Annotated in this window: 14 protein-coding genes; 11 read left to right on the forward strand and 3 right to left on the reverse strand. The window is 59.4% G+C overall.

Annotated elements, in window-relative coordinates; translation table 11 throughout:
- Window positions 1–54 precede the first annotated feature (54 nt).
- A complete protein-coding gene (locus HMPREF2842_RS07600) occupies window positions 55–678 on the reverse strand; it encodes a class I SAM-dependent methyltransferase (protein WP_070643910.1) in 624 nt (207 codons plus the stop codon).
- A gap of 143 nt (window positions 679–821) precedes the next feature.
- Here HMPREF2842_RS07600 and hflX point away from each other — a divergent pair, with 143 nt between their 5' ends.
- Complete coding sequence (gene hflX, locus HMPREF2842_RS07605) at window positions 822–2,534, forward strand: GTPase HflX (RefSeq protein ID WP_070643914.1); 1,713 nt, start codon at window positions 822–824, stop codon at window positions 2,532–2,534.
- Window positions 2,535–2,540: 6 nt separating this feature from the next.
- Entirely contained in the window at window positions 2,541–4,607 is a 2,067-nt protein-coding gene (locus tag HMPREF2842_RS07610; protein ID WP_070643918.1) for an ATP-dependent DNA helicase, read from the forward strand.
- A gap of 149 nt (window positions 4,608–4,756) precedes the next feature.
- Here the strand turns inward: HMPREF2842_RS07610 and lexA are convergent, their stop codons facing one another.
- The gene (lexA, locus tag HMPREF2842_RS07615; protein WP_070643922.1) at window positions 4,757–5,431 is read right to left on the reverse strand and encodes a transcriptional repressor LexA; all 675 of its coding nucleotides are present in this window, start codon (window positions 5,429–5,431) and stop codon (window positions 4,757–4,759) included.
- An 815-nt stretch (window positions 5,432–6,246) separates the two neighbouring features.
- Between lexA and HMPREF2842_RS09120 the strand changes: the two genes are divergently transcribed.
- The 3 genes from HMPREF2842_RS09120 to HMPREF2842_RS07630 all read left to right on the forward strand — a co-directional run bounded on the left by HMPREF2842_RS09120 (window position 6,247) and on the right by HMPREF2842_RS07630 (window position 8,554).
- Window positions 6,247–6,873, forward strand: coding sequence for a LysM peptidoglycan-binding domain-containing protein (locus tag HMPREF2842_RS09120; RefSeq protein ID WP_083308729.1), 627 nt, complete (start codon window positions 6,247–6,249; stop codon window positions 6,871–6,873).
- A 119-nt stretch (window positions 6,874–6,992) separates the two neighbouring features.
- Complete coding sequence (locus HMPREF2842_RS07625) at window positions 6,993–7,763, forward strand: type 1 glutamine amidotransferase family protein (RefSeq protein ID WP_083308730.1); 771 nt, start codon at window positions 6,993–6,995, stop codon at window positions 7,761–7,763.
- A complete protein-coding gene (locus HMPREF2842_RS07630) occupies window positions 7,763–8,554 on the forward strand; it encodes a HisA/HisF-related TIM barrel protein (RefSeq protein ID WP_070633934.1) in 792 nt (263 codons plus the stop codon). Before HMPREF2842_RS07625 ends, HMPREF2842_RS07630 begins: the two co-directional genes overlap by 1 nt.
- Before the next feature lie 149 nt (window positions 8,555–8,703).
- Here the strand turns inward: HMPREF2842_RS07630 and HMPREF2842_RS07635 are convergent, their stop codons facing one another.
- Window positions 8,704–9,126: a DUF1844 domain-containing protein gene (locus HMPREF2842_RS07635; RefSeq protein WP_012903892.1), complete on the reverse strand. Its 423-nt coding sequence runs from the start codon at window positions 9,124–9,126 to the stop codon at window positions 8,704–8,706.
- Window positions 9,127–9,419: 293 nt separating this feature from the next.
- Here HMPREF2842_RS07635 and infC point away from each other — a divergent pair, with 293 nt between their 5' ends.
- The 6 genes from infC to HMPREF2842_RS07665 all read left to right on the forward strand — a co-directional run bounded on the left by infC (window position 9,420) and on the right by HMPREF2842_RS07665 (window position 13,982).
- Window positions 9,420–10,121: a translation initiation factor IF-3 gene (infC, locus tag HMPREF2842_RS07640; RefSeq protein ID WP_005507875.1), complete on the forward strand. Its 702-nt coding sequence runs from the start codon at window positions 9,420–9,422 to the stop codon at window positions 10,119–10,121.
- A gap of 197 nt (window positions 10,122–10,318) precedes the next feature.
- Window positions 10,319–10,513, forward strand: a complete 195-nt coding sequence (rpmI, locus tag HMPREF2842_RS07645; protein ID WP_004006287.1) for a 50S ribosomal protein L35 — start codon at window positions 10,319–10,321, stop codon at window positions 10,511–10,513.
- 114 nt (window positions 10,514–10,627) lie between these two features.
- Window positions 10,628–11,008, forward strand: a complete 381-nt coding sequence (rplT, locus tag HMPREF2842_RS07650; protein ID WP_005507127.1) for a 50S ribosomal protein L20 — start codon at window positions 10,628–10,630, stop codon at window positions 11,006–11,008.
- 206 nt (window positions 11,009–11,214) lie between these two features.
- Window positions 11,215–12,126: a TrmH family RNA methyltransferase gene (locus tag HMPREF2842_RS07655; RefSeq protein ID WP_239663340.1), complete on the forward strand. Its 912-nt coding sequence runs from the start codon at window positions 11,215–11,217 to the stop codon at window positions 12,124–12,126.
- Window positions 12,127–12,227: 101 nt separating this feature from the next.
- The gene (locus HMPREF2842_RS07660; RefSeq protein WP_005507873.1) at window positions 12,228–13,148 is read left to right on the forward strand and encodes a cation diffusion facilitator family transporter; all 921 of its coding nucleotides are present in this window, start codon (window positions 12,228–12,230) and stop codon (window positions 13,146–13,148) included.
- A gap of 18 nt (window positions 13,149–13,166) precedes the next feature.
- Window positions 13,167–13,982 (forward strand): DUF421 domain-containing protein, encoded by an 816-nt coding sequence (locus HMPREF2842_RS07665; protein ID WP_070643927.1) that lies wholly within the window; start codon window positions 13,167–13,169, stop codon window positions 13,980–13,982.
- The last annotated feature ends 3 nt before the right edge of the window (window positions 13,983–13,985 follow it).

A 13,985-nucleotide genomic window follows, 5' to 3' on the forward strand; every position in this document is an offset into this window, starting at 1 on the left:
AAATTCAGAAAACACCCGCCGCTTTTATGTTTTAAGCAAATAGCGCCAGAGGTTTTAGTCCTCGTAGCGGTGTACCTGCAGAATACGGAAGCCCTTCGAGGTCGCATAGCGCGACACCTCAAACTCGCCGGGGTGCAGCTGTCCAAGCTGCGCGTCCATCCACTTCTGCAAAGAATCGGAGCCCAGGTTCTTCTGAACCACCAGGTAGGCGTCACCACCGGGCGCCAGGCGAGGCAGCCAGGTCAGCAGGATCTCGTGCAGAACCTCCTTGCCCACGCGAATCGGCGGGTTCGACCAGATGGTGTCAAAACGCAGTTCGGGGTCAACCGATTCGGGGGTTCCCACGGTGACGTTGGACAGGCCGAGAGCGGCGGCGTTGCGTTCGGTCAGGCTAATGGAGCGGGAGTTCACATCCACCGCGTGCACCTGCGCCTGCGGGGCGAGCATCGCCAGGGTCAGGGTAATGGGGCCCCAACCGCAGCCGATGTCGAGCATGCGTTCGCCCTGCGGGTCGGGTGCTTCCTGCAGCAAAATAGCGGTGCCCTTATCAATACCGGAGGGGCTGAAAATGCCGTTAGCTGTGGTGACGGTGACCTTGCGGCCGGCAAGCTCCACCTGCACGGGGCGGGGCTTGAATTCGGTCTCGGGGGTTTCAGAGAAATAATGCTGCTCGCTCATGCTATCCAGTGTACCGGTAGGGCAAGAACCCGCCGCACACGGGCAGAGAATGCACGGGGCAGGTCAGCAGCTTGCACGCCCTGAGCGCACAGACGACCGAACCCCCTACCTGATGCGGGCAACGGCGGTAGAATTAGAGTCGTATGAATTCTAAGAACATCCCCGTATCTGATACCGAAAAGCTGCCCAGTGATGAGCAGCTGCGCCGCACCGTAGACCGCGTTCTGGGCCGCTCCCAGGCCGCCGCCTCCGTCACGACGTATGACGCCGCCGGTACCGCGCATCACAGCGATAATTCTTCCAGCACTCACGGCAACAATAGCCGCCGTGTGCTGGATACTCGCGCGCGCGAAATTTCTGACGTTCAGCGCGAACATTCCGAATATGACGGTGACCAGGAAGACCTCGCTGAGCGCCGCGCACTGCGCCGTATCGCGAACCTCTCCACCGAACTTGAAGACGTCACCGAGGTCGAGTACCGCCAGCTGCGCCTGGAACGCGTGGTGCTGGCTGGTCTGTGGACTGAAGGCACCGTAGAGGACGCAGAGAACTCCCTGCGTGAGCTTGCGGCACTGGCTGAAACCGCAGGTTCCGAGGTTCTGGACGGCCTGGTTCAGCGCCGCCTCAAGCCGGACCCCGGCACCTTCCTCGGCTCCGGTAAGGCGCTGGAACTCAAGGACATTGTGGAGGCGACCGGCGCTGACACCGTCATTGTCGACTCCGAACTGGCTCCCTCGCAGCGTCGTGCCCTCGAAGACATCGTGAAGGTCAAGGTCATTGACCGCACCGCCCTGATTCTCGACATTTTCGCTCAGCACGCTAAATCCCGCGAGGGTAAGGCGCAGGTTGAGCTGGCTCAGCTGGAGTACATGCTGCCGCGTCTGCGTGGTTGGGGTGCGTCCCTGTCCCGTCAGGCGGGTGGCCGTGCCGCAGCCGGTGAGGGTATCGGTTCGCGTGGTCCCGGTGAAACCAAGATTGAGATGGACCGCCGCCGCCTGCGCGCTCGCATGGCGAAGCTTAAGCGTGAGATCGCTGCGATGGCGCCGGCGCGTGAGACGAAGCGTCTGAACCGTCGCCGTAACCGCGTGCCTTCGGTGGCTATCGCCGGGTACACGAACGCGGGTAAGTCCTCCCTGCTGAACCGCCTGACCGACGCCGGCGTGCTCGTGGAGAACGCCCTGTTTGCGACCCTGGACCCGACCGTCCGTAAGGCGCAGACCCCCGACGGCATCGGCTACACCCTCTCTGACACGGTGGGTTTCGTGCGTTCGCTGCCGACCCAGCTGGTGGAGGCGTTCCGCTCCACCCTGGAAGAGGTCGCTGACGCTGACGTCATCCTGCACGTGGTGGATGCTTCGCACCCGGACCCGGAGGGGCAGATTCGTGCCGTCCGCGAGGTCATCGCGGAGGTTGACGCCCGCCATATCCCCGAGATCATTGTGCTGAATAAGGCGGACGCTGCTGACCCGTTCGTGCTGGAGCGTATGCGCCAGCGCGAGCCGGAGCACGTGATCGTTTCGGCGCGTACCGGTGAGGGCATTGAGGAGCTGAAGCAGAAGATCGCGGACACCATTCCGCGCCCCTCCATTGAGGTGAAGCTGCTGATTCCGTACTCGCACGGTGAGATTATTTCGCGCCTGCACGAGTGGGACGCCGAAATTAAGAGCACCGATTTCGTATCGGACGGCACCTTCGTGGTGGCTCTGGTCCGTGAGGATGTCGCCTCCGAACTGTCCGAGTATGTGCTGGAGGGCGACCTGCTGGAGGTCCTGGAAGAGGAACTTGCGGAGGCACACGCCCTGGCTGAAGCGACCGCTTCTGTTTCCGAACAGCCCTCTAACTCTGAGGCTCTCTAGGAGCGGATGAGCGTGACCGAGAGCATCAACGCGCCCAAAAACGCCCCGGGAACCGCACCCGCAACCGACGGCCCCCGATTCACCGGGCAGGAGCTTGAGACCCTGCCCGGTGCAAAGGGTGCCCTGACCCTGCTGGATGAGGCGGTTGCCGCCACCGGCGGTCAGAACCGCGCCGGTCAGCGCACCATGGCGGCGCATGTGGCGCAGGCTCTTGAACTGCAGCGTCACCTGCTGGTCCAGGCGGGTACCGGTACCGGTAAGTCCCTGGGCTACCTGGTGCCTGCCCTGGCGCGGGTGGGGGAGTCGGACCAGCCGATTGTTGTTGCGACGGCGACTCTTGCTCTGCAGGCGCAGATCGTGAACCGCGATATTCCGCGTCTTCTACAAGCGCTGGAGCCGTGCCCGGAGTCGCAGGCGCAGGTGGCTCTGCTCAAGGGCCGCAATAACTACCTCTGCCTGCACAAGCTGGAGGGCGGCTACCCGGAAGACGAACCGGATGCTCTCTTCGACATGCCTTCTTCGACCTCCCGCGTGGGTGAGGAAGTGGTGCGCCTGCGCGAGTGGGCTGACCGCACTGAGACCGGCGACCGCGACGAGCTGAAGCCCGGCGTCTCTGATCGTGCCTGGGCACAGGTGTCGGTGAGCGCCGCCGAGTGTTTGGGTCGCCGCTGCCCGCTGGTGGAGGAGTGCTTTAGCGAGATGGCGCGTAGCCGTGCCGCTGAAGCTGACATTGTCATCACGAACCACGCCCTGCTGGCGATTAACGCTTTTGAGGGCATGAAGGTTCTGCCCGAGCATAAGACGGTCATTATTGACGAGGCCCATGAACTGGTGGACCGCGTGACCGGTGCGGTGTCTGGTTCTTTGACGGTTGCGATGGTTCGCCGCGCGGCGCGTAGCGTGAAGAAGCATTCGAAGGCTGATTCCGGTGCCCTGGAAATGGCGGCAGGCACCCTGGAGACCGCTTTCGAGGGGCTTGCCGAGGGTCTGCTGAAGGGCCTGGACGGCCGCCTTTTGACCGCGATTTCTGCGGTGAATGATGCCGCCCGCACCGCCCTGTCCGACACCAAGCCGGACGGTCAGGACGTTGATGCCGGCCTGCAGATGGCGCGCTCGCGTGTCTCTGAGGTACACGATATGAGTAGCCGCATTCTGGAGGCTTCTGCCGAGCAGGATGTGCTGTGGATTTCTCGTCAGGGCGGCTGGGAAAACGGCCGCTATGTTGCCGCTTCCGATACCGACCCTGCGACCCTGAACATTGCGCCGCTGAGCGTTGGATTGCAGCTGCGTGACGGACTCTTTGCTGACCGCACCGTGATTTTGACGAGCGCGACCCTGACGGTGGGGGACTCTTTTGATGTTGCCGCTGGCGCCCTGGGACTGCAGGGCGAGGGCGCGCCCCGCTGGACGAGCATCGACGTGGGTTCGCCGTTCGACTACCGCAAGCAGGGCATCATGTACGTTGCCGGGGATTTGAAGCCTCCGGGATTTGGCGTGCACGAGGGCCAATTGGAGCGCCTGCGTGAGCTGTGCGAGGCGTCCGAGGGCGGCGCCCTGGGACTGTTCTCCTCGAAACGTGCCGCCGAGCGTGCTGCCGAGTACATGCGCGAGCATAGCGACCTGAACATCCTTCTGCAGGGCGAGTCTTCGCTCAAGGCTCTGGTGGAGGAGTTCAGCGAGGACGTCGACTCGTGCCTGTTCGGCACGATGAGCCTGTGGCAGGGCGTGGACGTTCCGGGCGACTCGTGCCGTCTGGTGGTGATGGACCGTATTCCGTTCCCGCGCCCGGATGATCCGATTGCGCAGGCTCGTACGGAGGCTGTGAACCGTCACCGCGGTAATGGCTTTATGGCGGTTTCTGCTCACCATGCGGCGATTCGTATGGCGCAGGGCGCAGGCCGCCTGATCCGTTCGGTGTCTGACCGTGGCGTGGTGGCTGTGCTGGATTCTCGCGTGGCAACCAAGCGTTACGGTGGTTTCTTGATGAAGGCGATGCCGCCGATGTGGTCGACGCAGAATAAGGCGGCGGTGACCGGTGCGCTGGCTCGTCTTTCGGCGAGTATTGATCGTTAGCTCGGGTGGGCTCCAGTCCTGGCGGCGCCGCCCCCTCCGCTTTGGAGATATCTGCTTTTGAAATATAAAAATCACCCTGGTGATACGTGAACATTCACGTATCACCAGGGTGATTTTTTATATAGAGCTAAGAGCTTAGCGTTATGTCTCTAGAGGCTGCGCAGCACGGAGACGACCTTACCCATGACGGTTGCGCGGTCGCCCATAATCGGCTCGTAGTTGGCGTTGCGCGGCATGAGCCAGGTGTGGCCGTCGACCTGACGGAACACCTTCACGGTTGCCTCATCGTCGAGCAGCGCAGCAACGATATCGCCGTTGTCGGCGGTGTGCTGCTCGCGGACAACCACCCAGTCGCCGTCGCAAATCGCGGCGTCAATCATGGAATCGCCCTTGACCTTGAGCATGAAGAGCTTGCCGCTACCGACCAGCTGGCGGGGCAGAGCGAGCACATCCTCCACGGACTGCTCGGCGGTGATGGGACCGCCCGCTGCAATACGTCCAACCAGGGGAACGGGTACGAGGTCTTCGTCGCCGACTTCGAAGTTCGGCAGCTCGGGCAGGGACGAGGAGGAGCTACCGTGCATGCCGACGCCGTTCTCATCCAGCACCTCAATGGCGCGGGGGAGCTTGGGGTCGCGGCGAATGTAGCCCATGGTCTCGAGACGACCGAGCTGGTGGGTGACCGAGGACAGGGACGCAAGACCCACCATGTCACCAATCTGGCGCATGGACGGCGGGTAACCCTTCTGTTCAATCTCGGTGCGGATCGCGTCAAGAATCTTCTGCTGGCGCGCGGTCAGCGCCGGACGGGGTGCTGTTGCCATTTCTTTTCCTTCGGTCTGTACTCCGGCCTTTGTATTTCCGGTCGGGGCACGGATGGGTGCTTCACACGTTTTCTGGTGGTGTCCTAAAAATTTTTTGGTTCTGCCGAAATGGGTCTTATCTCGTCAGGGGGTGGAGGAATTCTATCCGTGCCGAAGCGATACCGGAGCGATACACAGGCAACGAGTATGCGCCTCCGCCCTACATAGCAATACTCAGCCAGCAGCACCTGCGGTCGATACAGAACCAAGCTGTAACGAATACAGAAACCTGCTGTGAGTAGGACTCATCAGGAGCGTGTGGAACGTCTCTTGACACCAGTGTAGAACACTACACCGAAAAACTCAAACAAATATTCTAGATTTTTTCTTTGAAACTCGAAGAAATTTTTAGTACATCTCTGCTAGACTTTAGAACAAGAGTTCGTATATACTCTTGAATCTCTCCTGAAATTCAGGATTTACGGGTGGATGTTCGAAAAATATTCGAAGATTCGACCCTGAGTATTCCGGGAGAGGAGAGTGAATGAGTGTTCGAATGTATTCGAATCCTCTGCCTCTCTCTTCGAATAATCTACCTCGGATGCTCTAGCGAGCATCTGGCGAAGAGAGAGCGCAGGGGATGGGGTGCTGGGGCGACCCAGCGCAGCCCGGTGCACCCGACGCTCTGACCTAACTAGAGAATAGCTACCCAATAGTTATCGCCTAACAATCACCACTCCATAGTTATCACTCAACTAGGACCTCCGAGCGGGTATCGCTCGGCATTGCTAGACCCGCGGGGCAACCCCGGGGCGAGCTGAGAGAAAGGAACCACAATGACTACTGCAGCACCTATTGCTTCTCAAGGCACTTCTGCACACCTTCCGGCAGGTTTGGTGGTACTTCACCCCGCCCGCACCGCGTCCGTCCGCACCGTGTCTGCCCGCACCGTGCAGGGGCGTTCTCGTGCGGCTCATGCACTCCGTCCCGCGCAGGTGGCTCAGCCCGCCCACGCTCCCGCTACTTCTGCCCAGGCACCTGCGCAGGTTCGCCCTGTAGTTTCTGAGGTACAGGCTGCTTCTGATGTGCAGGCACCTAGTGCGAAGAGCGTTCTTCTTGCTAAGGGCGGCGAGCTTCTGCGCGCGGTTCCCGCTTCTATTCGTCGTCTTGGCACTGTGCGCGGTTTTCTGAAGGGCCTGCCTCTGCTGACTTTGGCGGCGCTGATTGTGCTCGGCGCTATTAGCTTCTTTGGCCCGGCGGCTTCAGCCTCCGTGGAGAATGCTTCGGCGACTCGAACCGTCGTTGTGGTCAAGCACGGCGAGACCCTGTGGGATATTGCTCAGGCGGTGGATCCGCACGGTGACACCCGTGATACTGTGGTTCGTATTATGGAGTTGAACTCGTTGACCAGCACCTCTGTTGATGCCGGTCAGCGTCTGGAAATTCCTCAGACTCAGCGCTAAGCATGGACCCGCGTGTGGTTGGCTTCTGCATGAGGTTGATGTCTTGACTCCGAATCCTCTATCTCTCAAGCTAGAGCGCTTGAGTCGAATTCTTGAGCCTATGAAATAGGAGCGCACCGATGCCTGTTCCCATTGAATCCACACCCGCCGAAACTGAATCTGTACAGGAAACTGAATCTGTACAGAATGCTCAGACCGCTCGTCCTGTGGTTGCCGTTTTGGGGGAGCCCGGAACTCGTGGCGCCCTGGTGAAGCTTCTTCAGGATGCGGGGGCGGAGGTCATCGTGACCGCTGTGCCAGAGCAGCTGCGTGAGGCTGACGGCATGGTGGTTACCGGCGGTGCGAGCTCTCTTGAAGCATACGAAGACCTGAAAGCTAAGGACGCTGAGCGCGTGATTGGTCGCCGTGTTGCTGGCGGTCGTCCGGTGCTGGTTGCCGGTGCGGCACTGAGCTGCCTCTTCGATTCGGTTACGGTGGAGCATCCGCAGATGGGGCAGGTTCAGGTGCAGTGTATGGGGGAGTGGCCCGGTGAGAGCGTGGAGCTTTCTACCCGCGACTTGGTGCCCGGTGTTTCTGCCCTGCGTTCTTCCTCCGATAGTGCGCTGCTCAAGGATCTTGAGGGCGAGGCTCACTTCAAATCTGAGCACGGCGTTTTTGAGTGGGCTTTTGACCAGAGCATTGAATATATTGCCCCTCCGGCAGTGACTTGGACTGTCACCGAGCCCGCCTATATCGCGGCGGTTGAGAACGGTCCGCTGACGGCGGTGCAGTTCTGCCCGGTGGGTTCTGGTGAGCTGGGTGCAGAGTTTATGCGCCGCTGGGTCGCCTCCCTGGCGGTGACCGGTCGCCTGTCTTCTGGCGACTCCGCTACTGCTGCAGGAGGTAACTAATGTCTGCACCCGTTCTTGAACTTCTGCCCGCTGTTGATATTTCTGAAGGCTATGCGGTGCGCCCGGTGGGCGGCACCCTATCCGGTGGTGAGCAGCGCCTCGACCCGGTGGAGGCGGCTCTGACCTGGGTGAAGGCTGGTGCCCGCTGGATCCACCTGGTTGACCTTGACCTGGCGTTTGGACGCGGTACGAATACCGAGGTTCTGGCTGAGGTTGTCGCCGCCGTCCGTGCCGAGAACACCCGAATGAGCTCCACCCCGGTTCGTATTCAGGTCAGCGGTGGCGTGCGTAATGCTGAGAGCCTGGAGCGCGCCCTGAGTCTGAATCCGGACCGCGTGAACGTGACCAGTGCGGCTCTGGCGGATTCTTCCTGGCTTGAAGACACCCTGGCTCGCTACGCTGATTCTGATCTTCTTGCCCTCGGGCTCGATGCCCGCTACAACCCCGAGCGGGGTTGGGTGACGGTGGCTCGCGGTACCGACTGGTCGGGCCCTGACCTGGCGGAGGCGCTGGCTTGGCTGGAGGGCGCGGGCGTGCGCCGCTATATCGTTACGGATGTGAGCAAGGACGGTTCTCTGGCGGGTCCCGGTGCGGAGCTGCTGGATGAGGTGCTTGCCCAGAGCGCCTGTCGGGTGGTGGCGTCCGGTGGTGTGGCATCGCTGGCTGATCTTGAGAAGCTGCGTTCCATGGTGCCTTATGGGCTGGAGGGCGTGGTGCTTGGTAAGGCACTGTACGTGGGCAACTTTAGTTTTGAGCAGGCTCTTGAGGCTGCCGGCTCCCGCTCCCGCTAAATTTGGTTCCTGCTAAAGCTGCCGGCTTGCTCTAGCCCGCATATCTAGCCCGGGTAGATTCCTTGTCCGCACAGGCTTATATACGACGAAGCCCCGTCTTCCTCATCGTGAGGGAGACGGGGCTTCGCTGTGAATAGACCGGGTACGGTTTAGTACACCGGGCCGGTGAGCTTTTCGCCGGGGCCCTTGCCGGGCTCGTCCGGGAAGGGGGATGCTTCGCGGAATGCGAGCTGCAGGGTGCGCAGGCCGTCGCGCAGGGGCGCTGCGTGCTGGGAGCCGATTTCGGGTGCTGCGGCGGTGACGAGGCCTGCCAGCGCGGTGATGAGCTTGCGTGCTTCGTCGAGGTCCTTGAGGTCGTCGGCGTTTTCGTCGGCTGCGAGGCCGCACTTGACGGCTGCGGCGCTCATCATGTGGATGGCTGCGGAGCTGATGATTTCGATGGCGGGTACGTCTGCGATGTCGCGCAGCTGTTCGTTGACGGCTTCGACCTGCTCTTCGGTGAGTTCGGTGTGGCCGTGTACGGGGGTTTCTTCTTCCGCGGTGAAGCGGAAACTCGTGTTTTCAGTGCTCATAGTCCTAGAATCTCATATTTCGTTTGTTTCGGTAAATGCGTCCTTAAGAGTGGGCGTCTCCGTGGACTTTCCGCGTGAATGACCGCAATTTTTATGGTGTTTTACGTCTAATTCCTTGCGCCTGTAGGGGGTTCTGCGGTATGGTTGTAGGCAGTTTGCAAGTGGAGCATGCCTCCCACCCGGTTGACCGCCGCAGGCGTTTGTTTGCGAGTTTTGAGGTGAACGGGTTCGTCCGCCGCTTTCGGCGTACGCTGGTTTGTGCCTCCGCTTGTGTAACTGCGGGGGCTTTTTTAGTGCCCGCAACGGATAGTATTCACGGGGAAACCCACAGAGCACAGGAGCTAGTCATTAGCGAACCACGCATTAACGATCGTATCCGCGTTCCCGAGGTCCGTCTTGTCGGTCCCGGTGGCGAGCAGGTAGGCGTTGTCCCTCTGAAGGACGCTCTGCGTCTGGCTGAGGACGCCGAACTCGACCTGGTCGAGGTTGCCCCGAACGCGAAGCCGCCCGTGTGCAAGCTCATGGATTACGGTAAGTACAAGTACGAAGCCGCAATCAAGGCTCGTGAATCCCGCAAGAAGCAGGCTAATGCCGTTCTGAAGGAGATCCGTTTCCGCCTGAAGATTGATACCCACGACTACGAAACCAAGGTTGGACACGCTCGTCGTTTCCTTTCCGGTGGTGACAAGGTCAAGGCAATGATTCAGTTCCGTGGTCGTGAGCAGCAGCGCCCCGAGATGGGTGTGCGTCTGCTGGAGCGTCTGGCGGCTGAGCTGGCTGAGGTGAGTACCGTTGAGTCTCGCCCCCGTCAGGATGGCCGCAACATGGTGATGGTTCTGGCTCCGCTTCGCGGTAAGGCAGAGGCTCGCCGTGAGCAGGGCGCCGGCGGTCGCAAGGGTCGCGAGCGTATTGACACGACCAAGGCGAAGCCCGTAACTAATTCTTTGGCAGACGCTATGCCTGCCGAGTTGAAGGCACAGGCTTCCGCCGAGTAGGGAACCGGGTCGTCACTTTAGGATGGGCACGCGCCTCCACCGTTGGGTGGGTGTTGCGGGTTCACCCGGTGCCGGTTCCGAGGCACCTCGTTGGGGGTGCCTCACCTTTGGTCCTTGGGGCTGATGCGTGTATCGCTCAACCCCACTAAGCTACCCCGCCGTTGTGGCGGGGGATGAATGTAAGGAGAACGGCAGCTATGCCGAAGCAGAAGACCCACTCTGGTGCTAAGAAGCGCTTCAAGCTCACCGGTAGCGGCAAGGTTAAGCGCCAGCAGGCGAACCGTCGCCACTACCTGGAGCACAAGTCCTCTCGTCTGACCCGTCGTCTGGCTTCTGACCAGATCGTTACCGGCGGCCAGGCAAAGGTTGTCAAGAAGATGCTGGGTAAGTAAGCAACGCTTACTCTCTGCACCTGGCGCACCGATAGTGGTGCGCACTGATTAAAGACTCGCTCCTGTTCAGCGTGATATGTGAGCTGTTCAGGACATAAGACGAAGGAGACACACGTGGCACGTGTGAAGCGCGCGGTTAACGCGCACAAGAAGCGCCGTACTATTCTCGATCGTGCATCCGGCTACCGCGGTCAGCGTTCTCGCCTGTACCGTAAGGCTAAGGAGCAGGTCACTCACTCGCTGGTTTACAGCTACGACCACCGTCGTAAGAAGAAGGGTGACTTCCGTCGCCTGTGGATTCAGCGTATTAACGCTGCTTCCCGCGCACAGGGCCTGACCTACAACCGCTTCATCCAGGGCCTGAAGGCTGCTGGTGTTGAGGTTGACCGCCGTATGCTGGCTGAGCTGGCTGTTAACGAGCCCGCTGCTTTCAACGCACTGGTTGAGATTGCTAAGAACAACCTGCCCGAGGACACCTCGGCTCCCAAGGCTTAATGAGCCTAGGTTGTGTTCTTACCTCGAAAATCTAGGTTCGGGGTAGGATGCTTAAGCGTCGTGAGCGGCCGTCTGCACTTTTGAGTGTGGGCGGCCGCTTTCTGCGTATCTGGGGGGCGCTGGTGACTGTTCTGCGTTTTTGGGTGTGCCTTTGCCTGTACCCTTTAAGAGTGAACTTTTTTGAACGTATTAGTACCCCCGTTGTGATGTCCAATCCGCAGGCAGATCGTGTACGCGATATTGCGAAGCTACGTACCCGCGCTGCCCGCACGAAGAAGGGCCAGTTCCTGGTGGAAGGCCCGCAGGCTGTGCGTGAGGCGTTGAAGGCGCATCTGAAGAAGCCGATTCTGGACGCTGTGTATGTCACGGAGACGGCTTTTGACCGTCATGAGGATATTGCTGAGCTGCTGGAGCAGGTGTACGGCACTCCCACCCCGGAGGAGGGGCGCCGCGTCTTTATGCGTGTGGTGACCGATGAGGTGCTGGAGGCGATGGCTGATTCGGTGAGCCCGCAGGGTATTATTGCGGTTTCCTTTATGGTGGATGCGTCGTTCTCGCTGCTGTGGGGTGAGGGCGCGTTGAACCCGAAGCTGATTGCTGTGCTGTCTCGTGTGCAGGATCCGGGTAATGCGGGCACTATTCTTCGCGTGGCTGATGCGGCCGGTGCTGACTTGGTGATTACGACTAGGGGTTCGGTGGATTTGTATAACCCGAAGACGGTGCGTTCTACCGCGGGTTCGCTGTTCCATGTGCCGATTATTCAGGGCGTGCAGCTGGAGGATTTCGCGGAGGATGTGAAGTCTCAGGGTACTGCTGTGCTAGCTGCTGACGGCTATGGCGCGGTGAATCTGCAGGAGTTGAGCGAGTACACTGCGGCTCGTCGTGCCGGAGTGGAGGCGAGTGCTCCTTCCGGTGTGAAGGGTAATTTTGATCTTTCTAAGCCGACCATGTGGCTTTTCGGGAATGAAGCGCAGGGCTTGAACGCTGAAGAGAAGGCGGCCGCCACTATGCGCGTGGCTGTTCCTGTCTATGGTTCGGCTGAGTCTTTGAATGTGGGTACGGCTGCTGCTGTGTGCCTGTATGCTTCGGCGATGGCTCAGCGCGGCGTTTCTCGCTAGATTTTTCTAGGTTTTGGGCGGTTCGCGGCTGTGGCATAGCGGCGGGCCGCCTTAGCCTCATAGGTTTTAGAGTTTTAGTTTAGGGCTGAGAAAGGGAAAATATGTCTGCTCCTTCTGGTCATTCGGGTTCGGGCGCGATTATTGCCGCGCTGGGTGCGAATCTGGGTATTGCGGTGCTGAAGTTTTTGGCTTTTGCGCTGACTCGTTCTTCGTCGATGTTGGCGGAGGCTATTCACTCGGTGGCTGACTCGGGTAATCAGCTTTTGCTTCTTCTGGGCGGTCGCGCTTCGCAGAAGCAGGCTGATGAGGAGCACCCGTTTGGTTATGGCCGTAACCGCTATATTTACGCGTTTATTGTTTCGATTATTATCTTTGCCCTGGGTGGCTTGTTCGCTCTGTATGAGGGTTATGAGAAGCTGCATGACCCGCACGGTATTACTGAGTGGCAGTGGGTTCCGGTGGCTGTTCTGGTGGGTTCGATTCTGCTGGAGGGTAATTCGTTCCGCGTGGCGGTGAAGGAGTCGCGTGATCTGAAGGGCAAGCAGAGCTGGATGCGTTTCTTGCGTACTTCGAAGAACCCGGAGCTTCCGGTGCTTCTGCTGGAGGATGCGGGTGCGCTGCTGGGTCTGATTTTTGCGCTCTTTGGTGTGGGTCTGACTCTGTTGACCGGTAATGGTCTGTGGGATGCGTTCGGTACCCTGGCTATTGGTGTGCTGCTGGTCTTTATTGCTGTGTTCCTTGCGGTGGAGATGAAGTCCCTGATTTTGGGTGAGGCTGCTTCTCCGGAGGATTTGGCGAAGATTCGTGCGGCGATTGAGGATGGCGATAGCGAGCGCATTATCCACATTAAGACCGTGCACTTGGGTCCTGAGGAGATTCTGGTGGCGGCAAAGATTCGTATTCATGATGCTGACACCGGTCGTGCGGTAGCTGATGAGATTGACGCTGCTGAGGTGCGTATTCGTGAGGCTGTTCCTGCGGCGCGCATCATTTATTTGGAGCCGGATATTTTCCGGGCTTAGTTCTAGGAGATTTTCGTTATGACCGTTGAGATGATCGTTGATGGTTTGCTAAAGATTTTCGTTGGCCTGATCATTCTTTTGGTGTACCTGCGTCTGACTCACCGTTCTCAGGCGGGGCACCAGACCCCGATTGATACCATCGGTAACTTTGTCATCGGTGGTGTGTTCGGTGGCGTGTTGTACAGCACGCAGATTAGCCTGTTCTACTTTGTCATCTACATGGTGTTTACGCTGTGCATGATTCAGCTGCTGAACGTGGCGACCACGAAGATTCGTTTTCTGCATATGGCGGTGCGTGAGCAGCGCGTGCCGGTCATTACGGATGGTGATATCGATATTAAGAGCTTCCAGCAGGCAGATGTGGTTCTTGATCCGATGCGCCTGATTGCTGACCTTCGTGCGCAGGGTATTTACGACCTGGAAGACATTGAGTTCGCTCAGATTGAGCCGAATGGTGTGCTGAGTGTGATTCGTAAGGGCGACGGTGTGCCGAACTTTGCTCTGATTGTGAAGGGTAGCTTGGTTACTCGCGATATCGCGGATGCGCACAAGACCGAGGATTGGGTGTACCTGCAGTTGCGTGCGGTTGGGGTCGAACTTGAGGATGTCTTCCTCATGGAGTTCAAGAACGGTAACCGCCTTCTGATCCTGCTGAATGACGGCACTATTATTCGCCGTGAGGTGGCAGAAGCCTCGAATATGAATGATAAGGAAGAAGAGTGGCAGGAAGGCGTGGAGGAAGCTCCTGAGCCGGAGGATACTGAGGATGCTAAGAAGGAAGTAGCGGAGCACGCTGCTGAGGATGCGCATCCGACGAAGGATTCTAAAGCGTAGAAG

It is taken from the genome of Rothia sp. HMSC069C10, from assembly GCF_001812205.1.
GTDB lineage: Bacteria > Actinomycetota > Actinomycetes > Actinomycetales > Micrococcaceae > Rothia > Rothia mucilaginosa.